Genomic DNA, 21,176 nt, shown 5'->3' with positions numbered 1-21,176 from the left:
ATCAATTTAACGTGAGACGTTTACATAGTAATTATTCTACCCTTATTTCCTCTGGTTTCTCGTTTAAGTCCCATTAGTAATTTGATGCAAGTCAACCGTGAAATGATGGAAGTTGAAAAGTTAATTGGATTATCGTATTAGTCCCATAGTCCACCGTGAAATTAATTCACGGCTCAAAGCTAAAATCGAGGGGCTGACTGGCGAACCTGCGTCGCCAGTTTAAACGCCCCGTCCGTTAAAACTGATTCAAATTTATGCAATCAGTCGGTTTTAACCGACTTGTGCTTTGAGACAGAGAATTTATTCTCTGGCATTATTATGTACTAACAAAATTACATAATATTTCATTTTCCATATCGAAAAAATTTTAACCCAAAAACTCATTATTGAGCATCATCCACGAGATAGGTATATCGCCTTAAACTCTGTTCATAATCTTTGAGAAGACGCTGAGATTCTTCAATAGTCATGCGATTTTCTTGTAAAGCATTTTCGGTATGACGACGCAAAGTCTCTAATAAATCTTCTGCATCATATTGTACATAACTCAGAACTTCTGTTACCGTATCACCTCTGACGACGTACTGAATTTCATATCCTTTCGGTTTCATCTGAATATGAACAACATTAGTATCACCGAATAAATTATGAAGATTGCCCATAATTTCTTGATACGCACCGACGAGAAACATTCCAAGATAATAGGGTTTATGGTTTCCGAGTTTGTCGCAATCTTGCAATGAATGTAACTCAAGGACAGATTTTACATCGTTTCTAAGATCAATAAATTGGGATATTTTCCCATCACTATCACAGGTTAAATCCGCTAGAATGCCCCGTTGAGTGGGTTTTTCGTCTAAGCGATGAATTGGCATAATAGGAAAAAGTTGATCGATCGCCCAAGAATCCGGTACTGATTGGAAAACGGAAAGATTGATATAATAGATCGAAGCCATGATCTTTTCTAAGTCTTCTAGATCATCAGGAACATAATCCTGCTGACGGGCAATTTGTAGGATTTTTTGACAACAAGCCCAGTATAATTGTTCTGCTCTAGCTCTTTCTTTTAAACTAAAATAACCCAAGTTAAATGATGTAATGGCTTCTTCCTTAAATTGAGTCGCATCGTTATAAGCTTCTTGATAATTCTGTACATCAATTGATGAATAAGTATCCCACAGATTGCGAATGATCAGGGGTTCTTTTTCCTGTAACGCTTCTGGAGGATTAACAGGAACTTCGCCCGTACCAAGAACATCAAAAACGAGTACAGACTGATGAGATGCGATCGCTCTACCACTTTCACTTACTATAACAGGTGGATGAATTTCGGCTTCTTCACAAGCTTCTTTGACCTCAGCAACGATATCATTAGCATAATTCTGCATATTGTAGTTTTTTGAGGCGTAATAGTTGGTTTTCGAGCCGTCATAGTCTACACCCAAACCACCACCAACATCGAGGTACTGCATATTTGCGCCCATTTTAGCCAGTTGGGTATAGATTTGACTTGCCTCACGAATCGCATCTTTAATGACACCAATTGCTGAAATCTGCGAACCGATGTGATAGTGCAGGAGTTGAAGAGAATTTAACATCCCCTCTTTTTCAAGTTCAGTAACCACAGTCAGAATCTCTGGAATCGTTAAACCAAATTTAGCACGATCGCCTGTGGAAGTTCCCCAACGTCCCACCCCTTTTGTACTCAGTTTTGCCCTTACTCCTAAATTGGGTTCAATTCCCAACTGACGGCTAATTTTAATCGCTAAATAGAGTTCTTCGAGTTGTTCAATGACAATAAAAGGTTTATGACCAATTTTTGTCGCCAGTAACGCCGTCTCGATGTATTCCTTGTCTTTGTAGCCGTTACAAATGAGCAAGGGTTGTGATTTGTTATTTTTTTCACTTAAAGAGGGTTCTAGGGTCGCTAGAGCAATCATTAGCTCAGGTTTTGACCCCGCCTCCAACCCAAATTGATAGGGTTTTCCGTATTTAACTAAAGCCTCGACGATGTGGCGATGTTGATTACATTTGATGGGAAAAACACCCCGATAAACATTAGGATAGTTGTAACGTGCGATTCCTCTAGCAAAACAGGCGTTTAAACGTTCGATACGATCGGCTAGAATATCAGAAAAGCGAATCAGTAACGGTAGTCCGATATTGCGTTTTTTTAGGGCTTCGACGAGTTCGTATAAATCTAAAGCCCCACCGCGATCGCCTTGTGGAGAGACTGTAATATGTCCTGCTGCGTTGATTGAGAAATAGGGTTCGCCCCAACCGGGTATTCTGTAAAGATTCTCGCTATCTTCGATCGTCCAAGGTGAAAAAACAGTATTTGTCGTTTCTTCGGGTGTAATTAAGTCTAGTTTGGTCACTTTGCTGTCTAATTTTAACTTGGTTTTGTTGTTGTCCCCCATTCTTTTTGTTGCCTCGATAAAGATTCCGATCTTCCATGTTAGGGTAGATCTCCTGAAACTGCTAAGGTTTAACCGATTATTCAAAGTAGAAATTCTACATCCTCTACTTGTTGGACTGCCTTATCCCGAACTGTTGTTATTTACGGGACTGAATGGCTGTAATCTCAGCAACGGAAGGCCGAGTTAAAACCCTACCTTGAATCATTACCTTTGGTATCCGAGTATCAGAAACTAAGTTGGTTTGCTGCATGAGTTTATAATATTCTTCTGCGATACTTGACTGTTCGATGTTCTTAAATTGATGAGGTATTTTCTGTTGTCGTAATTCTTGTAGAAGACTCATTGTTAAAGGACAATTCGTCGTCCCGTAAACTAAAAGAGTGGAAGACCGAGACACTTGTGGCTGTATGCTCTGTCCAAAAGATTCTAGTTTTCCTGTTTTTGGATTGATCCAACAGTTAAGACAATCGGCTAATGCAGCAGAATTCGGTAAAATAAGAAGAGCAAAGAAAATAATTAAGTTAGATTTTTTCATCACTTGACCCATTCCCAAAGACGGAATTAATCTCAATAATTTTTTATTGATCACTATCTTTAGAGTTCCCAATCGGAGCGCAAAAATTATCGTAGACTTTGTAGAAAAATAGACAACACATCTTTCATCTCAAGATAGTTTTTATAGCAGTCAGGTTATCTTATCATAACCCTTGTTGAGCCAGCGAGCAGTAGTTTCAAGCCATAAAAAGAAATCAGTATTATATAGTATTTTTGTATTAATATAAGTCGTCATAGTAATATTTAAAAATCTAAGCTTGTTCTTGATCAGGTTTTGGAGTTAAACGATCAAGAATATCAGTGAGGCGTTCCCTTCGGGGACTGCTTCGCAGCGCGTCAATTCGTTCTAAACGACTTAAGCGATCGTCTATTTTTTCCACATGAGACAGATGATCAGCTTGCATTTCATAAAAGTCAGCTTGTGCCGCAGCTAAACGCGCCATCCATTCAAAAACACGACGGCGATCTTGCGCCCATTCTTTACGATCTTGAGCAACCGTATCGCTTAAAGCTTGTATCGATTTAGCGTTAGAATCAGTTCTCTGTCTAGTTTCGGCTAAACCTTCGAGAATTTTTTCGGCTAAGGCTTCTAGTCTATCTAATCTATCTTCAGACATTCGATTTTCTCTTGAACTACACATATAAATAATATTCCCATTATCGCTTTAAATAATTGCGATGCCAACGGCACTTGCACAGCGAGATCGCATTGTGTAGAGACTGTAATATGTCCTGCTGCGTTGATTGAAAAATCGGGTTTACCCCAACCGGGTATTCTGTAAAGATTCTCGCTATCTTTGATCGTCCAAGGTGAAAAAACAGTATTTGTCGCTGCTTCGGGTGTAACTAAATCTAGTTTGGTCACTTTGCTGTCTAATTTTAACTTGGTTTTGTTGTTGTCCCCCATTCTTTTTGTTGCCTCGATAAAGATTCCGATCTTCTATGTTAGGATAGATCGCTATAAATGGCTTGGGTATTCTGTTGATGTTGTTGCAAGTTTTAAGAGAAGCTTTGTAATTTTTTTCTTCAATAAGGGAATATTAAAGAAAAGCGGTATATCAAGATAAGGTGCTGAAATGACAAACTTAACGTTTTTTATTTGCAACACAAAAAATCAAGATTCTTTGTTAAAGTTTAAAATGATTTATCATTAAAAAAATTAAATTTTTTTTTAGATATGGAAAGTTTTGAACAATTAAATCTTTTTTCTGACCAATCTAGCCTTTTAAGCTTGGATAACAGCAATCAACCAAAATCTTCCAACCCCATTAAAAACGGTGAGCAATTACCGATTGAGCAAGGAGAAATTATTTACTATTCCAATTTTTTTGAGCAACCAACCAGCGATTTTTTATACAGAGAATTAGAGAATAATATTAAATGGACACAAGACTACTTGAAAATTTATGGAAAATCAATAGCTTTACCGCGATTAACTGCATGGTATGGTGAGCCAGAAAAACGCTATGCCTATTCAGGGATTGAAATGAATCCGCATCCTTGGATTGAACCTTTGTTATTCATCAAAAAAGAAATTGAATTGGTAACAAAAGTTAAATTTAATAGTGTATTAATCAATTTTTATCGTGATGGAAATGATAGTGTAGCTTGGCATAGCGATGATGAGAATGAATTAGGCGAATATCCAGTAATTGGGTCAGTTAGCTTGGGTGGAATACGTCGCTTTATGCTTAAGCCCAAAAATAAAGAAAGTAATCAAAAATATGAACTTGAATTAGCTCATGGCAGTTTCCTTTTAATGAGTGGAGAAACACAAAAGTATTGGTTACATCAAGTTCCTAAAACAAAAAAACAAGTTAAACCAAGAATTAATTTAACTTTTAGAATCATTCATTAGCTAAATTGTCAAGTTTTTAATCATCAATAAGATAGAAAGGAATTAAATGTATCATCAGATTTTAGAAGGTTTACGGGAATTCATGGGTTTTGAATCAGTAGAATCTCCCGTTTTTGCCGAATATCTTCAGTCTTTGCAAGAAAGTGTGATCAAACTTCGTCAAGCATATAAAACAAATTCCGTACAAATTGACTATACAGCAAGTAATATTCAAGCTGCTTATATGTTGGCTTATTTTCCTCAGTATGTAGATATGGCATATGAAATATTTAAAAGTTTGGAGACTTTTCAAGATAGTAATACCACAGAAAATTTAAAAGATGTTATAGAAAGAAAGTTATTTGAAAACGAGCAAGGATTAACAGCTTGCTTTTTTGCAGCAGGGCCAGCGCCTGAATCAGTAGCTTTGTGTAAATATATTACTGAATATTTTATTAATGAACAATCAAATCTATCGAACAAAATACAATTAAATACTTTTGATATAAATTGGCATAGTTGGTCATTAAGTAGGCATTTAACTAGAAGCTATGTGCTATCTGAATGTAATTCATTAATTACGGGTTTAATTCCTCATCAAATTAATTTATTGTCTAAAGAAGCTTTTAGTCAGTACGAGGAGCAAATTATAAAAGCAGATATTTTATTTTTCCAAAATTGTTTAAATGAAGTTGTTAAAGAAAAAGAAAAATTTTTAAATAATTTTGAATATTTATTAAATCAAATTAATGAAGATACTATTTTAATAATTGGGGATTTTTGTAATTATCCATCAGTTATAGAGTTATTTAAAGAAATAGAGGATATTGTAGCTCAAAATTGCACTGTCATAATACTTCGCTCCAGTAACCTTGAAAATATACATATACGTCATAATATTTGCTTACCTGAAATCATTAAAAATAATTTATTAACTGGAGCAAATAACCTTATTCCTAGAAAAAATGTTTCTTTCAACTATCTTGTCATATATAAACCTTGTTCAGAAGAGAGAATTCAAGCTAATTATTACTATAACTTGGGAAATCAAAAAATAGAAGAACAAAAACACAAAGAAGCAATAGAGAATTTTACGAAAGCTCTTATAATCAATCCTAATTTTGCAAATGCTTATAGCAAAAGAGGAATTGCTAAGTTGAAATTAAAAGAAGAGTTAGAAATAAGTGCAGAGTTTTTAGAATATCAAAGAATTGATGCTTATTATACTGATCGAGTTTTATATGCAGAAATAAATCAAGAAGCTTCCGAAGTGGATAAAAAAATTTTAGAATTAGCTCAAGAAGCGTTAGAAGATTTTACTGAAGCTATTACTATTAATCATAATAATGTAGAGAATTATTATAAAAGAGGAATTATTAACTATGATTTAGGACATTATCAAGAAGCATTTCAAGATTTGACCGAAGTAATTAAATTTAAACCCAATGATGCAAATAATTATTATAAAAGAGGAATTATTAACTATGATTTAGGACATTATCAAGAAGCATTTCAAGATTTGACCGAAGCTATCAACATTAATCCTGATTTATCTATAGCTTATTACTATAAAGACTTAGCTTTATATGAATTAGAACGATCTCGCAAAACGCTTTGATTAATTTGCTCAAATTAAAAAATTTTAAACTAAGCTTGTTCTTAATCAGGTTTTGGAGTTAAACGATCGAGAATATCAGTGAGGCGTTCCCTTCGGGGACTGCTTCGCAGCGCGTCAATTCGTTCTAAATGATTGAGATGATCAGCTTGCATTTCATAAAAGTCAGCTTGTGCAGCAGCTAAACGCGCCATCCATTCAAAAACACGACGGCGATCCTGCGCCCATTCTTTACGTTCAATATTAAATGCTTCACGATCTCTCGCTACAGCATCACTCAAAGCTTGTATCGACTTAGCGTTAGAATCCGTTCTATGTCTAGTTTCGGCTAAACCTTCGAGAATTTTTTCGGCTAAAGCTTCTAACCGATCTAATCTATCTTCAGACATTCGATTTTCTCCTGAACTACACATAATAAATAATATACCTATTATCGCTTTAAATAATTGCGATGCTAACGGCACTTGCACAGCGAGACCGCCTTGTATAAATAGTTCATTGGAGAGAGTTTGAATGTCACTAAACCCTATCTTTACAAGTTATTAAGTAGTTTATCATAATCGCTGTGTGAGCCGATCCAAAACCATACTATTGTTTCGGGGTTTTTCATGACTCCTAAAGCACGCCAACCTATTCCGGCTCTTACTGAATAGATCGGCTGTTTTGTATTAAGTTTTTTAAATTCTAAACTTGGATGTGAAGGATTTTGTTTCCAAAGCTTGTAGTTTTTTCGTGCTGTTTTTTGCACTCTTTCAGGCAAATCAGAAAAGTATTTTATAAACTCATTAGTCAATTCTGACTTCATAGTTCATCAAAACCCATTTTTTTAGTGTTACCATTCATGGAATCGCTGAGAGCTTTAGCTGCTAATTCTTCCAACTTTACATTCTGCGGTTGAGTTAATAACTGTTGCCACTTTAGTTCATTTTCAACATCTTGAATTAGCTGTTCTGCCAGTTCATTTTGCAAATAATCTGGTAAATCTTGTGCTTTTTTAAAAGCTTCTATCAGTAAATTAGTCATAATCTAATTATGTTCAAGTAATCCTAATATATCATAGTAAATTACTTCTATCAATCGTTTGGTAAGCCTAAATCTGGCAATCCTTTAACAATTTTAACGGTTTCTAAACTAACAGTAATAACCTGTTTGATTAACCGTAGGATATATTGTTCATCATCAAGACGGTTCGGATCATTAGTGATGTTGCTGCGTTTATCTATGCTAACTTGGTATTGATCGATTACCCATTCAAGCGCGGAACGATTGCCTAAACGATATTCAAATACTTCTGAGGGAATATTTGTCAGGGTGAGGAAGTCGTTATATTTTAACTGGGTTTTGTCTTTGCTGAGGCGCATTTTTTCGACCCTCCAATCAATCGGTAAATCTTTGTTCTCTATGTGTTTAAGACGATATTCGGGCTGTTGTTCGTAATAAATGTGAATTTCGGTCAAACGTTTACCAGCTTCGGCAAAAGGGCGAAATTCTGGGGTATATGGGATGCGGGGTAATTCGCGTTTTAGGTTTGCGGCGTAGCGATCGCGGTATTGGGGATGATGGAGAACCGCATAGGTATAATGGAAAATATCCCATTTAGTAATTGTCGGATCTTTATAGTGTGTGCGAAACTCTTCTAACGCCCAATCAGTTATATTTTCTTTTCTATTAGTTCCATCTTCATCGTATATATAGAAGGGAAAACATTGAGAGCCACCTTGAGGAAGTAGATCAGGAATTCGATTTACAGCAAGAGCAAACATTGGAATTTCAGTCCCAACTTTAAGCCAAATTACTTTATTTTCTTTTTCTGTTTCAGGAGTTGGGAAGATTGAAGGGAATTGATATCTACGCTCATTTAAAACCGAATTAAAGTAAAGATTAGATTGAGTAAAAGGACGGTAAAGCGATTGCCTTATATTTGATTTATCATACTCAATTTTTGTTCCTCTTAAAACATGACTCTTTAATCCTTCTGACCAACTAATTTTTAGATTATCTTCAATTAAAAAATTATCAATTTCCTTTTTAATTTTAGAAGATTGGTTCCACCGAAAAACTTCTCCATTATAAGTTTCTATAATTCTTACAATATTTTTAATTAATATATCACGTTTAAAATTATAAGCCCAACTATCTCTATTAGTTTTAACCCCATTACTGCCTAAGTTGAATATTGATTTCAGATTTGAATTACGCTCTTGAAGTGACAAAAATGTATTAAAATCATCAGCTAAACCATCAGTCAGCCAAGTATAATTTTTATCTGGTGTAATCTTTTGCCATTCTACATTATTAATATGCTTAAGCTTTTCTAGATGACCAAGTTTTTCTTCTTTTGTCCAAGTGTCATCGATTTTATTATAATAAATTATTGCTTTTTTCATAAATAACCTGAGTTTTGTTTAAAATCACCAAAGAATAAATATTATAGTAAGCCAAGGATTTAAATCCCTGTCTCGTAGAGACGCGCCATGGCGCGTCTCTACAGTCGGCGGGGCTTACAAGCAGGGCGCGCAGGTCGCCCAGACAGCCCCTTGTTAAAAACGACTAACTTTGATGATATTTAGTCCATTTTAATGGACTTAAGCTTTAAGCCGTAAAATTTATTTTACGGTGGACTTGTTAAACAATTTCTAATTTCTCCGTGTTCTAATTTGTCCGCAATCACTCGTAAAGCTAAAGCTTGCACCTTAGAAATGGCTTCTTGTTGAGTTAAACCATACACCAAAACACCCGATAATTCTAAAATCTCTGCAATCCAACGACCATCGTTTTCTTGTTCAACTTCTATTGTTAAGTAATTAGACATAAATTTTATTATTGAATAATCCTAAAACCGAAAGCGTAGGGGTTTGGTTGCCAAACCATATTTTTTAAGATTTTTTGTTTATTATAGAAGTTTTTAGATTAATAATATACATCTGAATGGGTTTCCCATACAGAATCACATATTGCTCACAAAACCTCAATAGTATCTACAACTTCTGAACAGTCAAAGCCATTTAATATTAATATAGAATATAGATAACATGGACATACTAGACTGACCCATTACTGAGGACAGGATACTCATGAAAACCTTAGCTAAATGGACAGTAGAAGATTATCATCGTCTTATCGATTCTGGTTTTTTAGATCAGCGTCGAGTAGAACTTATTGCTGGAGAAATTATCGAGATGTCTCCTGAAAGGCCTTTTCATGCGTTCGTAACTGAAGGTTTTGCTAAGTATCTACAAGCTTTATTGCAAGAATTGGCTTTAGTCCGCGAAGCTCATCCTATTACTCTAGCAGATTCTGAACCCGAACCCGATCTAGCTATCTGCAAATTGCCTCGACAACAATATAAAACTCGCCATCCCCAAGCATCTGAGATTTTTTGGTTAATTGAAATCTCGCAATCTACTTTAAATTATGATTTAAGTGAGAAAAAACAAGCCTATGCTAGAGCAGGAATTCAAGAGTATTGGGTAGTTGATGTCAATAAATCACAAGTTTACGTTTTTCGACAACCTTTTGGGGATGACTATCAAGCTTCTTCAATTATCAGTAAAGACTATATTACTCCTTTTGCCTTTCCAAATATTAAGGTGTCAGTAGAAAAATTTTGGTCTTAGATTATAAGGATGCTTTTCACATGATTATTCATCTCCATTAATTGGTAAAGAACGAATGCGAATCCGATCGCGGTCAAAAATGATAATACTACCTGCTTCAATACTTTCTTGAAGGTTAGGAAGATTTCTTAAAAGAATTTGTAGCTGTATTTCGGGGCGGCGCTCGCTATTACGTCGAAATAAAATAACTGATGGTTTTTTTCCTGTTTAAGTGCTAGTAAAGTACCAAAGTCTGTATCTGCCGAAATTACTGTGCGATCTTCTTTTGCTGCACGTTCAAAAATTTCAATATCTTCTGATGTTTGCATTGCATAATCACGAACATGAAAAGCATCAAAACCTGCTTGTCTTAAACCAGTAGCAATGATTGGAGATAAGGCGTTATCAATTATAAATTTCATGCACTTAATAAAGGTAGTTCTCTTTCACGGAGTGCTTGAGCCGCATAATGTAAAGCTTCTTTAATATCCTCTATTTGTAGATCGGGAAAAGCTTCTAAAATTTCGTCGTCTCTCATTCCTTCAGCAAACATACCAACAATAGTAGCAACAGGAATTCGTACATCACGAATACAAGGCACACCGCCCATTTTTTTCGGATTGACTGTAATTCTGGTAAATCTCATAGTTATTTATTCTCCTTTTTAACAAAGATATTAACGCTTACGCCGACTTGAATATCAAAAACGTTATAAACCGGTTTTGAGGTTCTTTTTCTAATATTACCGCCTAAATCATAAACATAGATTTGGCTAAATTCTTTTTCTAAAAGTTCGCGCATTCCATCGAAAGCGACTGCATCAACAAAACTATTATTAGTCACGAAAGCGATAACCCCTTCATCTCCTATTCTATCGGATGCCCAACGAATGGCTTTAACATACATATCTGACAAGGCATTTTTATTAGTTGCTTTGGATGATTTGGCATAGGTTACAGATATACGATCGTCTATTCCTGTTTTACTTTTATTAGTATATCTCCGATTTTTATTGTTGTCGTTTTCGTTTAACTGTCCTACATTATAAGGAGGATTCCCAATGACTACAAATATATCGGTTTGTCTTTGTTGATCGACTCGTTTCATGTTGTCGGGGCTAAAGAGATCAAGTTGTTGAATGTTCTGATCTTCAAATGTATCGACTAAACAAATACCTTCAAAGGGTTGATAACTTCCCGTTTGCTCAAAATATTCATGCTCAATATTCATCGAAGCAATATAGTAAGGCAACAGCATCACCTCATTACAATGTAATTCGTGTTCGTATTTGTTGGGTAAAGCTGATTTCTGGATCTCGGCTATTTCTCGCATGACTCTAATGATAAAGTTTCCTGTCCCAACAAAGGGATCGAGTATATGCACACCTTGATCAATTAATGATTTCCCAAACTCTTTTTGTAATATTTCTTCAACACTTCTCACCATGAAATTAACAATAGGTTGCGGTGTATAGACAATACCGTGAGTATCAGCTACTTTTACCGAAAATCCTTGGAAAAACTTTTCATAAACTGTATTGAGAAAATCCTGTTTTTGGGAAAAATCATCGATCGTAGCGGCTGTTTCTTCAATTGCGCCATAAAATCGATCTAAACTACTCAAAAAATGGTTACGGCTAAATGATTTTGAGGTAAGCGCGTTAATTACCTTTTCTATTTCTACAGCAATGATGTTACGTTGAGCAAAATCAGGGTTATTAAATACACTACGGAAAATCCTTTCTGTGAGCAAGTGCTGAATCAACATCTCTTCGACTGCTGATTCTGATAAATTAGGATTAATCGACTGACGACATAGTTGCAAAAAGGCAGCAAAAGCATCAATAAACTTTTTGTTCTTTTTTCCCTGTTCTTGGATCAAGTTTAACAGTGCGGTGGCATGATCTCTCACACGATCGCCAAATTCTGCGGCTGCTTTTTCCCATTGCTCGATCGCAGGTGGACGATATTCAAAAAACTGACGTACAATATCGACTAATTCCTGTTCTTGGGTGAGATCCGCATCTATCACCAACTTACCATCTTGATATAAAATAGCGCGATCGGGCTGTTGAAAGATAATGTTGTCTTTGGGATAACCGACAGCAAACTTTTTTTGAACTTCCTTTTTTAGATCATCTTTACTATCTTTTGCCTCCCAAAATGCCCGCGCTAGGTTATAGTCATCGACTAACGCCCCATCGAGTCGGATCGGCGATTTTTTCTCTCGTTTGACGGCATATTGTAGTACTAGCGTCCATTTAAACTGTTTAGCACACGATACGAGCAAATCTTGAAAAGCAGTTTGTACAGCCCCTTCATGATTCACCCCTTTTTTAGCATAATCCGCTAATGCTTCATAGTAGGCTTTAATCGGTTTGTGGGATGGTTTCAGGCTGAGACTGGGCATAAATAAGAAATTTTGTAAACTTAGATGTGTAAAAAAGAAGGTGGCGAAGAAGTTCCACCTAAAATAAACTAAGGATTGGGAAAAAAGACGACTTTACCCATAATTCCTAAAATACCTGTAGCTAAAACACCAACAACGCTAAAAATACCAAAGGTTATCGTGTTAAGACGAGTGTTAGTATCATCAATCCGTTTGTTAGTATCATCAATCCGTTTGTTAGTTTCGTCAAACCGTTGATCTGTTCTTTTATCCATTTGTGCGATTGTATTATTAATCGCTTTTAGCTGTTCATCAGTACGAACGATATGTATGTCAAGTTTTTTGTCTAATCCGTCAATTTTACGATCTAACTCGCTAATTTTGCGGTCTAATTCACTAAACCGATTATTAATTAATTCTTTCAGTTCTTTTAAATCGGCTTCTGTTACTGTAGACATTTTGTTACACTTCCTAACACAAATCTTTTTTTTGCAAGCCCCCAGAGTCGTACCTCTAGGGGATTACTTATATTATGGGGCTTTTCCCCAGTCAACCGAGCCGTTCTAGTACCAATTCACTTTTTAAATCCTACAGATCCCCCCAACCCCCCTTTTTAAGAGGGGTGCATTTATGCGGGGAGATCACTCAAAAGGATTTGTAGTCATGTTTTTTGAAATTGGTATTAGTATGCCCAATGACAGATAGGGAAAAACGAAACCAAATTATAGTTTTTTGGCTATCATACTTTTACCATTCATAGATTAAAAGCTATGTATTTTGAGATAAAAGATTATTTTACAAATGTTTACAAAGTTTAATACAATAGCAATATAACAAATAGGTATTTTTCCTCATTGACATCATGTTCGAGCAAATCCCTTGGTTAAGTATCATTATTCTGCTTCCCCTCGTTGCAGCTTTCGCTATTCCTGTACTACCCGATAAAGACGGCAAAACAGTACGCCTATTTTCTTTGGGCGTAGGTCTTGCGGATTTCGTCTTAATGTGCTATGTATTCTGGAAAAATTACGACGCTAGTAATTCTAGTTTCCAACTCGTTGAAAAGTATGATTGGGTTCCGCAAATCGGCTTTAGTTGGGCGGTTTCCGTCGATGGCTTATCGATGCCCTTGGTACTCTTAGCAGGACTTGTAACCACGCTTTCGATCCTAGCATCGTGGCAAGTCGATCGCAAACCTCGTTTATTCTATTTCCTAATGTTACTGCTGTATGCGGCACAGATTGGGGTTTTTGTTGCCCAAGACGTGTTGTTACTGTTCATCATGTGGGAATTAGAATTGGTTCCAGTTTACTTACTGGTTTCCATTTGGGGCGGTCAAAAACGTCGTTATGCTGCTACAAAATTCTTACTATATACTGCTGCTGCATCTATATTTATTTTAATCGCAGGTCTGGGGATGGCACTCTATGGCGGTGGACAGCCGACCTTTGATATGGTTGAACTAGGACTAAAAGATTATCCCCTTGCTTTAGAATTATTCCTTTATGCTGGTTTATTGATTGCTTTTGGTGTAAAACTAGCGATTTTCCCCTTACATACTTGGTTACCCGATGCACACGGTGAAGCTTCTGCACCTGTATCGATGATTCTCGCTGGTGTATTACTAAAAATGGGTGGATATGGTTTAATACGCCTCAATTTAGGTTTATTGCCTGATGCACACGTTTACTTTGCACCAGTTCTAGCAATGTTAGGTGTTATTAATATTATCTACGGTGCGTTTAGTTCTTTTGGTCAGACGAATATGAAACGTCGTCTAGCTTATTCTTCAGTCTCTCATATGGGTTTTGTCCTACTCGGTATCGCATCCTTTACAGATGTCGGTATCAGTGGTGCAATGTTACAAATGCTGTCTCATGGTTTAATTGCTGCTTTACTCTTCTTCCTTGCGGGTGTAACATACGATCGCACTCACACCCTCTGGATGGATGAAATGGGTAGTATTGGTAAAGTAATGCCCAAAGTATTCGCTTTATTTACCGCTGGTGCAATGGCATCTTTAGCCCTTCCCGGAATGAGTGGGTTTGCGAGTGAATTAGCAGTATTCGTCGGTGTCAGCACTAGCGATATCTATAGTTCACCATTCCGTACCGTAACCGTTTTCCTCGCCGCAGTTGGTCTAATTCTAACGCCTATTTATCTCCTCTCGATGCTCAGACAGGTCTTTTTTGAGCCTGGTACTGCTCCGACTTGTGATATTGAAGGAAAAAATCTTAGACTCGGTGAAGATGAAGCGGTGTGTTTTGGTACAAACTGTGTATTACCGATGAATGCAGTCTACAGCGATGCTAAACCTCGTGAAGTGTTTATCGCGGTTTGCTTCCTTGTTCTCATTGTCGGAATTGGGTTCTATCCAAAACTAGCGACACAAATGTATGATACAACGACGGTAGCGGTTAATTCCCAAGTGCGTCAATCTTATACTGAAATCGCTCAAACCAATTCTTATAAGTTTGCTCAAGGGATCTTATATCCTCACATGGTAGAGTCTGAAGTTGCATCTATTGTTGAGTAACAAAGGTGTAGAACAGGCGATTGTTATAGGATGAGATAGATAAAGACGATCGCCTGTCTAACTTTAAAGATAAAACTAGGCTGAAGCTACGGACAGTTTTTTAGAAACAACTGAAGCATAACCCTTCTCTAACACATCTTCTGGTTTAACAACCTTTTGAGCGATTAAATAACGAGCAACTAAACCCGTCCATCCTGTTTGATGACTCGCTCCAACCCCTGCACCGTTATCACCGTGAAAGAACTCGTAGAATAAGATCAGATCTTTCCAGTGTGGATCAGTTTGAAATTTCTCAGTACTACCATAAACAGGGCGACAACCTTGTTTATCTTGTAAAAAGATATTATTTAGCCTAGTTAAGATTTCGTCAGCAACTTCCCACAACGTCATCCATTGACCTGAGCCTGTGGGACATTCTACTTTAAAATCATTGCCATAATAGGAATACATCCGCCGTATCGATTGTACCAGTAGTGCATTCACTGGCATCCAAATCGGACCACGCCAGTTAGAATTACCCCCAAACAACCCTGTAGATGAATCTGCTGGCTCATAGTCTACCCGATACACCTGATCCCCTAGTTCAAAAATATAGGGGTTATCCCGATGATAGCGAGACAAAGCGCGGATACCGTAATCACTTAAAAACTCGGTTTCATCCAGCATCTTTTCTAAAATGCGGCGTAGTTTTTCACCGTTTACGGGTGCGAGTAATATGCGATCGCCAAGACCAAGATCATTGGGATTGCTGATATTCTGTAGCAATTCGGGATGTTGTTCGTTAAACTTGATGAATCGTTTTTTAAAGATGGGCAGTTGATCGATCAGATCCTTCGAGATGACGGCCGAAGCATATAGAGGAATCAATCCGACCATCGATCGCACTTTAATCCGAAAAGAGTTACCATCAGGAAGGCGTAACACATCATAGAAAAATCCATCATCTTCGTCCCAAAGTTCATCATTATTGATGCCAATTCGATCCATCGCCGCCGCAATGTAGATAAAATGTTCGTAGAATTTACTAGCTAGTTCTTCATAGGCAGGATTATCCAGGGCTAGTTCTAGTGAGATTTCTAACATATCTAGAGAAAACATCGCCATCCAACTTGTGCCGTCAGCTTGTTCTAGAGTTCCACCCGTCGGTAATTTGGAACTGCGATCAAATACACCAATATTGTCTAAACCCAAAAAGCCACCTTCAAAAACATTTTTACCAGAGGCATCTTTACGGTTAACCCACCAGGTAAAGTTCATTAATAGCTTGTGGAACTGGGTTTCTAAGAACAAGCGATCGCCTTTACCATTATTCTGCGCCTTATCTATTAGATAAATTTGCCAAGTAGCCGTACAGTGAACGGGTGGATTAACATCGCTAAAGTTCCATTCATAGGCGGGAATTTGCCCATTTGGATGTAGATGCAGTTGGTTTGTCATGACGCGCAACTGTTCTTTAGCAAACTCCATATCAACTGAGGCCAAAACGACACAGTGAAAGGCTAGATCCCACGCGGCAAACCAGGGATATTCCCACTTGTCAGGCATGGAGAGAATATCTGCACTTTCGAGGTGAAACCATTCTTTGTTACGGTTGGCTAAACGCTTAGGACAATCTGGCGGCAATATTTCGTCTTTGATCCATTCATCGACGGGGAAGTTATAATACTGTTTTGTCCACAACATACCCGCAAATGCCTGCCGCGCCACATTCCGCGCATCTTGGCTTAAACTCTGTGGTATAATTGTATTATAAAATTCATCTGCTTCTTGACGGCGTTCTTGGACAATACGCTCGAATTCATCGCCAAAAACGGGATTTTGGTAGGATTGGTCGCTCAGGCGTAATTGAATCACTTCTACCCCACCCGCAGGAACTTCTATGATATAGTGAGGAGCGGCTTTAGTACCCGCTTGATCGGGATTTACAGCATCTTGTTTTCCTTCTACAACATAGTTATTAATGCCATCTTTGACGTAGGGGCCTCGGTTCGGAATGTTGAAGATCCGTTCAATATTTGTCTCGTTTTCGGTGAATAGTAGGGGTACAGTACGATCGCAATATAAAAACCGATCGCCTATTGTAGAATGATTTGCGGCAATTGTACGATCGTTAAGTTGTTTTAAAATTGGTTTTGGTGGATGCTCTGGAAACCAGTTCCAAGTATTACGAAACCAAAAAGTAGGTAGAACGTGTAGGGTTGCGGCCAATGGCCCACGATTGAAAATGCTAATCTTAATTAAAATATCTTCGGGCGATTCTTTAGCATACTCGACAAAAACATCAAAGTAGCGATTATCATCAAATACACCAGTGTCAAGTAGTTCGTATTCTAATTCTTGCCGACTGCGATGACGGTTTGTGTTCACGAGATCATCGTAGGGAAATGGAGACTGAGGATATTTGTAGAGATATTTCATGTAAGAATGAGTCGGCGTACTGTCAAGATAAAAGTAATATTCTTTGACATCCTCACCGTGATTTCCTTCGCTGTTGGTTAGCCCAAATAAGCGCTCTTTAAGAATGGGATCGACTCCATTCCACAACGCTAGAGCAAAACACATTTGCTGTTGATTATCAGAAATGCCAGCTAAACCATCTTCACCCCAACGGTAAGCACGAGAACGAGATTGATCATGAGGGAAATAATCCCAAGCATTGCCGTTTGTGGAATAATCTTCTCGTACAGTCCCCCATTGTCGTTCACTTAAGTAGGGGCCCCATTTCTTCCAAGGTTTTTGTTGCTCGTTATCCTCTTTTAATCTCCGACTTTCACTGTTATTTAAACTCATTTTAATTCCTCATTTACCAATTTTTTTAATAGTAAATCACTTGTCTAAAATCAGTATAATCGGAGATTGTCGTACTGCAACTACAATCACAATTGTTACATTAATAGTTATTTTTCTTCATAAAATTTTACCCTTTCTAAATAGTAACTTTAGTAACAATATGGATGATGAATCGCCTAATAAATATTTATCATAATTAACTTAATGATTTATATTTACCTATCATTTAATCGGGTTTTACTACATCCCAAACCTAATTAAATTTATTGATTTAAAGCTTTTAAGATGCGTTGCATATTCCCTAATAAACCTGTTTTCCTCGGTTTTGGTGTTTCAGTAGATGGGTTTTCATCTTTTTGAATCGCACGATTAACGATAATCTCTAAAGTATCTCCTGCTGGTTTTTGAGATTCTTCGGCAATCAGTTCATATTCTCCATCTTTTTCAAGCCACACTTGCCATAAAGAAGGATAAGAACGTAAGACGATAACGCCTTCTAGGGGTCTAAAATAATAAGCAGAAGTCAGACTACTTAAAAAACGTTCTCGTAGCTGTCTAGCCGCAAATCCGATACCAACAATAGAAACATCTTCTAATTGGGGAATTAAAAGAATAACAGGGCGATCGTCTGCTATATTACACAATTTCTCGACTGCTTGCACTTCTGTTGAAGAAGGACAAACGACTAAAAAGATTTGGTCATCGGGTGATACTTTTGTTTCTATCCCTGTAAAACGACTTCCTAAATCAGTCACTTTAAACCAAGTTTCGCCCCAGTCTCGACGTGCTAAAGCGGCTGCACCTGTATCCGCGAATATGACTTTTAATCCAGATTGATAAGATTCAAATAAAGACGCAAATTCTAAAGCTAATGCTTGTGCTTCTAAGGCAATTTCTGGAATCACAAACTCAATTTGAATCCGTCTTAATCCTTCTTCTAAAGCGATTTTGGTGGCTTCTTTAGCTTGATTAACTGTTTCTTCTAATGTGTTAGGAATTTGTAGCATTTTAATTAAGTTATTTATTTTAAATAGGAGTTATAGACCCAATTTTGCAGGTAAGGAAAAAGAGCGTTGTATGAGCAAAAAAGATGATTTTAGTTCCACTCTATATTATCAGATTACAGGATTATAAGCACTCTTGGACAATAAACATTATCTAAATGCTTCCCTTGAGGGGTATTCATCAGGAATATGTAAAAAAATTTACAAGTAACCATAAATTGTTTCGTACTGACGCTAACATCGAGAACACAATAAAGGTCTTCAGTCATCTTTCTCTATCTTCCCGAATCAGTTCAGTACTATCAGGTATTCCAAAATTAGAAGGATTAACTCGATGGCGGTTGCGAATTCCCCAGAGTAAATCTCGGATAGATTGAGTTAATTCTTTAGAATAGGTTGAAGTAAGAATAATAACATTATTTTCTTTTTGAACTTCAACTTCCTCAATTCCTTCCAATAATTCTTTAGGGATTAATACACCCTGTTGAGTAACTTTAATTTTCATATTTGACTAACTCTCCTATCAATAAGATTTACCTATTTTTCTTTAAAGATACTGGATCTGTCTTTATTAAGTTTATTAAAGTTAGCGGCTCTTCCATCATAACTATCTAATAACCGCCAATGGAAAAACCAATCGATCTAAAATTTGTTTTAAAACCATTGCAGTCCAGTCGATATCTTCTAGAGTGGTTTCTCTGCCTAATGTTAAACGAATTCCGCCTAAAGATTCTTTAGAATTATATCCCATCGCTAATAAAATAGGACTGGGATTAAGTTTACCACTATGACACGCAGAACCCGAACTAATGCCAATTCCTGCTAAATTTAGTTGACGTACCATTGTTTTCCCCGTAATCTGAGCATCAGGATCATTGATAATAAAACTCACATGATGGGGTAGTCGATAAAATCTATCACCTGTGGGAATAAGATAGGGACAATCTGCTAGTAAATCGAATAGACGATCGCGTAAACTAATTAAACGCGAAGTTTCTATCTCTAATTCACAAATGGCTAATTCTGCGGCGACTCCAAAAGCTGCAATAGTAGACACTGCCTGGGTTCCAGATCTCAAGTGATTTTCTTGTCCTCCACCACTCAGTAAAGGCACTAATTCCACTCCTTCTTTAACATACAATGCACCTGCACCCTGTACCCCATAAAGTTTATGACTAGATAGAGAAAGAAGATCAACGTTTAATTGTTGTACATTGATAGGTAATCTTCCGGCGACTTGTACCGCGTCTACATGGAAAAGAACGCCACGAGTACGAGCAATATGCGATAATTCTTCAATCGGTTGTAGTGTACCGACTTCACTTTGTCCATAGATAATCGATACTAACACCGTATTCGGTTGAATTGCGTTTTCTAAATCAATGGGGTTTATTCTACCAGTTCGGTTGACTTCTAAACGGGTGACTTCCCATCCCCATTCTTCTAAAAGTCGTGCTGGTTCAGAAACCGATGAATGTTCTATACTCGAAATAATGATATGTTGGGGTGTTTTGTATTTTCTCGCTACTCCCATGATAGCGAGGTTATTCGCTTCGGTTCCCCCTGATGTAAAAATAATTGATTCTGGATCGGATGCGTTGATTAAACTTGCGACTTGTATTCTAGCGGTTTCGATGACGGTTGCGGCGTTATTTCCCCAAGTATGCAAACTAGAAGGATTTCCCCATTGTTGGGTTAAAACCTCTTGTAAAAAAGCTCTAACTTCTGGACGTGGTGGAGTGGTTGCACTGTAGTCTAAATAAATTTGCATACTTTCCCAGACGTTAGATCGAGAGTTTGTCATTTTCTATTGTACTGTTTTCCGTTTCGCCTTCTTTCATCCTCCAGGCTTACACACGTTATAATCCTCATGGGAGATCACCGAAACTGGAACGAGAAATGTTCCATAATCACGACAGAGTAAGCGATAATGACGAGTTACAGGAATACTAATAATGAAGCGATCGTGACGTAGACGCTTTCCATGATAATCTCGATAATTTTTCCGATTTTCTAATCCTTCAATAATTTCTCTTGCTTTAAGAACGACATTTTTTGGTAATGTTCTCAAGTCAATAGGATCAGCCGCGAAAGTAGCTTCCCAAGAATTTTTCTGTTGTTTCCTATCTTCCCACGTGACCAGATTTTGACCACAAGTAAACTTTTTCTTTCTCTTAGACATGATCGGCAATTATGAAAGCAGATTAGCGGTTACTTTAAGTGGGTTAAAAAAATCAAGAATATTCTTTCGTAGCATATCCACCACTCAAGGATATATTTTCTTTACCCGCGATCGAATGTCAGTCATCTATATTCAGCATACAAGGTTCGCTTACCTAAAAACCAATAGGAAAATTGATTTAAAGATGACTTTACCCAGTATGATTCAATATAACGCCGTCTCGCTAGAATATTTGTAAAATTAGCTTCTAATC

At 37.0% G+C, this 21,176-nt stretch carries 22 protein-coding genes; 4 read left to right on the top strand and 18 right to left on the bottom strand.

All coding sequences use genetic code 11. The features are described from left to right. Positions 1-383: 383 nt before the first annotated feature. The 4 genes from speA to C7H19_RS18980 form a co-directional block, all read right to left on the bottom strand. A complete protein-coding gene (gene speA / locus C7H19_RS18995) occupies positions 384-2,420 on the bottom strand; it encodes a biosynthetic arginine decarboxylase (RefSeq protein ID WP_106458499.1) in 2,037 nt (678 codons plus the stop codon). A gap of 136 nt (positions 2,421-2,556) precedes the next feature. Beyond that, entirely contained in the window at positions 2,557-3,009 is a 453-nt protein-coding gene (locus C7H19_RS18990) for a thioredoxin domain-containing protein (RefSeq protein WP_146136549.1), read from the bottom strand. A 217-nt stretch (positions 3,010-3,226) separates the two neighbouring features. Next, the gene (locus tag C7H19_RS18985; RefSeq protein WP_245927637.1) at positions 3,227-3,592 is read right to left on the bottom strand and encodes a hypothetical protein; all 366 of its coding nucleotides are present in this window, start codon (positions 3,590-3,592) and stop codon (positions 3,227-3,229) included. Continuing rightward, on the bottom strand, positions 3,574-3,882 hold the full coding sequence (locus C7H19_RS18980) for a hypothetical protein (protein WP_106458497.1): 309 nt from the start codon (positions 3,880-3,882) through the stop codon (positions 3,574-3,576). Before C7H19_RS18980 ends, C7H19_RS18985 begins: the two co-directional genes overlap by 19 nt. 270 nt (positions 3,883-4,152) lie before the next feature. On the opposite strand from C7H19_RS18980, the gene C7H19_RS18975 reads away from it, so the two are divergent. Next, the gene (locus tag C7H19_RS18975) at positions 4,153-4,833 is read left to right on the top strand and encodes an alpha-ketoglutarate-dependent dioxygenase AlkB family protein (RefSeq protein ID WP_106458496.1); all 681 of its coding nucleotides are present in this window, start codon (positions 4,153-4,155) and stop codon (positions 4,831-4,833) included. Positions 4,834-4,879: 46 nt separating this feature from the next. Next, the gene (locus C7H19_RS18970) at positions 4,880-6,430 is read left to right on the top strand and encodes a tetratricopeptide repeat protein (RefSeq protein WP_106458495.1); all 1,551 of its coding nucleotides are present in this window, start codon (positions 4,880-4,882) and stop codon (positions 6,428-6,430) included. A gap of 41 nt (positions 6,431-6,471) precedes the next feature. On the opposite strand, the gene C7H19_RS18965 is transcribed toward C7H19_RS18970, so the two are convergent. The 5 genes from C7H19_RS18965 to C7H19_RS18945 all read right to left on the bottom strand — a co-directional run bounded on the left by C7H19_RS18965 (position 6,472) and on the right by C7H19_RS18945 (position 9,239). Continuing rightward, positions 6,472-6,816, bottom strand: a complete 345-nt coding sequence (locus C7H19_RS18965) for a hypothetical protein (protein ID WP_106458494.1) — start codon at positions 6,814-6,816, stop codon at positions 6,472-6,474. A 143-nt stretch (positions 6,817-6,959) separates the two neighbouring features. Next, positions 6,960-7,232: a ParE family toxin-like protein gene (locus C7H19_RS18960; RefSeq protein ID WP_106458493.1), complete on the bottom strand. Its 273-nt coding sequence runs from the start codon at positions 7,230-7,232 to the stop codon at positions 6,960-6,962. Beyond that, entirely contained in the window at positions 7,229-7,450 is a 222-nt protein-coding gene (locus C7H19_RS18955; RefSeq protein WP_106458492.1) for a hypothetical protein, read from the bottom strand. Before C7H19_RS18955 ends, C7H19_RS18960 begins: the two co-directional genes overlap by 4 nt. Positions 7,451-7,500: 50 nt before the next feature. Next, on the bottom strand, positions 7,501-8,814 hold the full coding sequence (locus tag C7H19_RS18950; protein ID WP_106458491.1) for a type ISP restriction/modification enzyme: 1,314 nt from the start codon (positions 8,812-8,814) through the stop codon (positions 7,501-7,503). Positions 8,815-9,038: 224 nt separating this feature from the next. Next, positions 9,039-9,239: a type II toxin-antitoxin system HicB family antitoxin gene (locus C7H19_RS18945; protein WP_106458490.1), complete on the bottom strand. Its 201-nt coding sequence runs from the start codon at positions 9,237-9,239 to the stop codon at positions 9,039-9,041. Positions 9,240-9,501: 262 nt separating this feature from the next. On the opposite strand from C7H19_RS18945, the gene C7H19_RS18940 reads away from it, so the two are divergent. After that, entirely contained in the window at positions 9,502-10,044 is a 543-nt protein-coding gene (locus tag C7H19_RS18940; protein WP_106458489.1) for a Uma2 family endonuclease, read from the top strand. A 128-nt stretch (positions 10,045-10,172) separates the two neighbouring features. Here C7H19_RS18940 and C7H19_RS18935 read toward each other — a convergent pair whose 3' ends face one another. The 4 genes from C7H19_RS18935 to C7H19_RS18920 all read right to left on the bottom strand — a co-directional run bounded on the left by C7H19_RS18935 (position 10,173) and on the right by C7H19_RS18920 (position 12,869). Continuing rightward, positions 10,173-10,445: a DUF5615 family PIN-like protein gene (locus tag C7H19_RS18935; RefSeq protein ID WP_219907688.1), complete on the bottom strand. Its 273-nt coding sequence runs from the start codon at positions 10,443-10,445 to the stop codon at positions 10,173-10,175. Continuing rightward, positions 10,442-10,669 carry a DUF433 domain-containing protein gene (locus tag C7H19_RS18930; protein WP_106458488.1) on the bottom strand — a complete coding sequence of 76 codons (228 nt, stop codon included), beginning with the start codon at positions 10,667-10,669 and terminating at the stop codon, positions 10,442-10,444. Before C7H19_RS18930 ends, C7H19_RS18935 begins: the two co-directional genes overlap by 4 nt. A gap of 2 nt (positions 10,670-10,671) precedes the next feature. Further along, entirely contained in the window at positions 10,672-12,432 is a 1,761-nt protein-coding gene (locus C7H19_RS18925) for an N-6 DNA methylase (protein ID WP_106458487.1), read from the bottom strand. A gap of 68 nt (positions 12,433-12,500) precedes the next feature. Further along, positions 12,501-12,869: a hypothetical protein gene (locus C7H19_RS18920; RefSeq protein ID WP_106458486.1), complete on the bottom strand. Its 369-nt coding sequence runs from the start codon at positions 12,867-12,869 to the stop codon at positions 12,501-12,503. A 404-nt stretch (positions 12,870-13,273) separates the two neighbouring features. Between C7H19_RS18920 and C7H19_RS18915 the strand changes: the two genes are divergently transcribed. Beyond that, on the top strand, positions 13,274-14,947 hold the full coding sequence (locus tag C7H19_RS18915) for an NAD(P)H-quinone oxidoreductase subunit 4 (protein ID WP_106458485.1): 1,674 nt from the start codon (positions 13,274-13,276) through the stop codon (positions 14,945-14,947). 75 nt (positions 14,948-15,022) lie between these two features. On the opposite strand, the gene C7H19_RS18910 is transcribed toward C7H19_RS18915, so the two are convergent. The 5 genes from C7H19_RS18910 to C7H19_RS18890 all read right to left on the bottom strand — a co-directional run bounded on the left by C7H19_RS18910 (position 15,023) and on the right by C7H19_RS18890 (position 20,923). Continuing rightward, positions 15,023-17,737, bottom strand: a complete 2,715-nt coding sequence (locus tag C7H19_RS18910) for an MGH1-like glycoside hydrolase domain-containing protein (protein ID WP_106458484.1) — start codon at positions 17,735-17,737, stop codon at positions 15,023-15,025. A gap of 263 nt (positions 17,738-18,000) precedes the next feature. Beyond that, the gene (locus tag C7H19_RS18905; RefSeq protein ID WP_106458483.1) at positions 18,001-18,744 is read right to left on the bottom strand and encodes a DUF1995 family protein; all 744 of its coding nucleotides are present in this window, start codon (positions 18,742-18,744) and stop codon (positions 18,001-18,003) included. Positions 18,745-19,006: 262 nt separating this feature from the next. After that, entirely contained in the window at positions 19,007-19,246 is a 240-nt protein-coding gene (locus C7H19_RS18900; protein ID WP_106458482.1) for a hypothetical protein, read from the bottom strand. 102 nt (positions 19,247-19,348) lie between these two features. Then, positions 19,349-20,512: a cysteine desulfurase family protein gene (locus C7H19_RS18895; protein ID WP_106458503.1), complete on the bottom strand. Its 1,164-nt coding sequence runs from the start codon at positions 20,510-20,512 to the stop codon at positions 19,349-19,351. A gap of 66 nt (positions 20,513-20,578) precedes the next feature. Further along, on the bottom strand, positions 20,579-20,923 hold the full coding sequence (locus C7H19_RS18890; protein ID WP_106458481.1) for a ParE family toxin-like protein: 345 nt from the start codon (positions 20,921-20,923) through the stop codon (positions 20,579-20,581). Positions 20,924-21,176 lie beyond the last annotated feature (253 nt).

Source organism: Aphanothece hegewaldii CCALA 016 (assembly GCF_003007785.1).
In the GTDB taxonomy this organism is placed as follows: Bacteria; Cyanobacteriota; Cyanobacteriia; order Cyanobacteriales; family Microcystaceae; genus Chroococcus; species Chroococcus hegewaldii.
Note: the sequence above shows the minus strand (reverse complement) of the source record. Positions and strands in the feature narration are given on the sequence as shown.

What these genes read in the sequence shown, in the direction of transcription:
- speA (WP_106458499.1), bottom strand. Translation starts at nt 2,420, where the DNA reads ATGGGGGACAACAACAAAACCAAGTTAAAATTAGACAGCAAAGTGACC.
- C7H19_RS18985 (WP_245927637.1), bottom strand. Translation starts at nt 3,592, where the DNA reads ATGTCTGAAGATAGATTAGATAGACTAGAAGCCTTAGCCGAAAAAATT.
- C7H19_RS18980 (WP_106458497.1), bottom strand. Translation starts at nt 3,882, where the DNA reads ATGGGGGACAACAACAAAACCAAGTTAAAATTAGACAGCAAAGTGACC.
- C7H19_RS18975 (WP_106458496.1), top strand. Translation starts at nt 4,153, where the DNA reads ATGGAAAGTTTTGAACAATTAAATCTTTTTTCTGACCAATCTAGCCTT.
- C7H19_RS18970 (WP_106458495.1), top strand. Translation starts at nt 4,880, where the DNA reads ATGTATCATCAGATTTTAGAAGGTTTACGGGAATTCATGGGTTTTGAA.
- C7H19_RS18965 (WP_106458494.1), bottom strand. Translation starts at nt 6,816, where the DNA reads ATGTCTGAAGATAGATTAGATCGGTTAGAAGCTTTAGCCGAAAAAATT.
- C7H19_RS18960 (WP_106458493.1), bottom strand. Translation starts at nt 7,232, where the DNA reads ATGAAGTCAGAATTGACTAATGAGTTTATAAAATACTTTTCTGATTTG.
- C7H19_RS18955 (WP_106458492.1), bottom strand. Translation starts at nt 7,450, where the DNA reads ATGACTAATTTACTGATAGAAGCTTTTAAAAAAGCACAAGATTTACCA.
- C7H19_RS18950 (WP_106458491.1), bottom strand. Translation starts at nt 8,814, where the DNA reads ATGAAAAAAGCAATAATTTATTATAATAAAATCGATGACACTTGGACA.
- C7H19_RS18945 (WP_106458490.1), bottom strand. Translation starts at nt 9,239, where the DNA reads ATGTCTAATTACTTAACAATAGAAGTTGAACAAGAAAACGATGGTCGT.
- C7H19_RS18940 (WP_106458489.1), top strand. Translation starts at nt 9,502, where the DNA reads ATGAAAACCTTAGCTAAATGGACAGTAGAAGATTATCATCGTCTTATC.
- C7H19_RS18935 (WP_219907688.1), bottom strand. Translation starts at nt 10,445, where the DNA reads ATGAAATTTATAATTGATAACGCCTTATCTCCAATCATTGCTACTGGT.
- C7H19_RS18930 (WP_106458488.1), bottom strand. Translation starts at nt 10,669, where the DNA reads ATGAGATTTACCAGAATTACAGTCAATCCGAAAAAAATGGGCGGTGTG.
- C7H19_RS18925 (WP_106458487.1), bottom strand. Translation starts at nt 12,432, where the DNA reads ATGCCCAGTCTCAGCCTGAAACCATCCCACAAACCGATTAAAGCCTAC.
- C7H19_RS18920 (WP_106458486.1), bottom strand. Translation starts at nt 12,869, where the DNA reads ATGTCTACAGTAACAGAAGCCGATTTAAAAGAACTGAAAGAATTAATT.
- C7H19_RS18915 (WP_106458485.1), top strand. Translation starts at nt 13,274, where the DNA reads ATGTTCGAGCAAATCCCTTGGTTAAGTATCATTATTCTGCTTCCCCTC.
- C7H19_RS18910 (WP_106458484.1), bottom strand. Translation starts at nt 17,737, where the DNA reads ATGAGTTTAAATAACAGTGAAAGTCGGAGATTAAAAGAGGATAACGAG.
- C7H19_RS18905 (WP_106458483.1), bottom strand. Translation starts at nt 18,744, where the DNA reads ATGCTACAAATTCCTAACACATTAGAAGAAACAGTTAATCAAGCTAAA.
- C7H19_RS18900 (WP_106458482.1), bottom strand. Translation starts at nt 19,246, where the DNA reads ATGAAAATTAAAGTTACTCAACAGGGTGTATTAATCCCTAAAGAATTA.
- C7H19_RS18895 (WP_106458503.1), bottom strand. Translation starts at nt 20,512, where the DNA reads ATGCAAATTTATTTAGACTACAGTGCAACCACTCCACCACGTCCAGAA.
- C7H19_RS18890 (WP_106458481.1), bottom strand. Translation starts at nt 20,923, where the DNA reads ATGTCTAAGAGAAAGAAAAAGTTTACTTGTGGTCAAAATCTGGTCACG.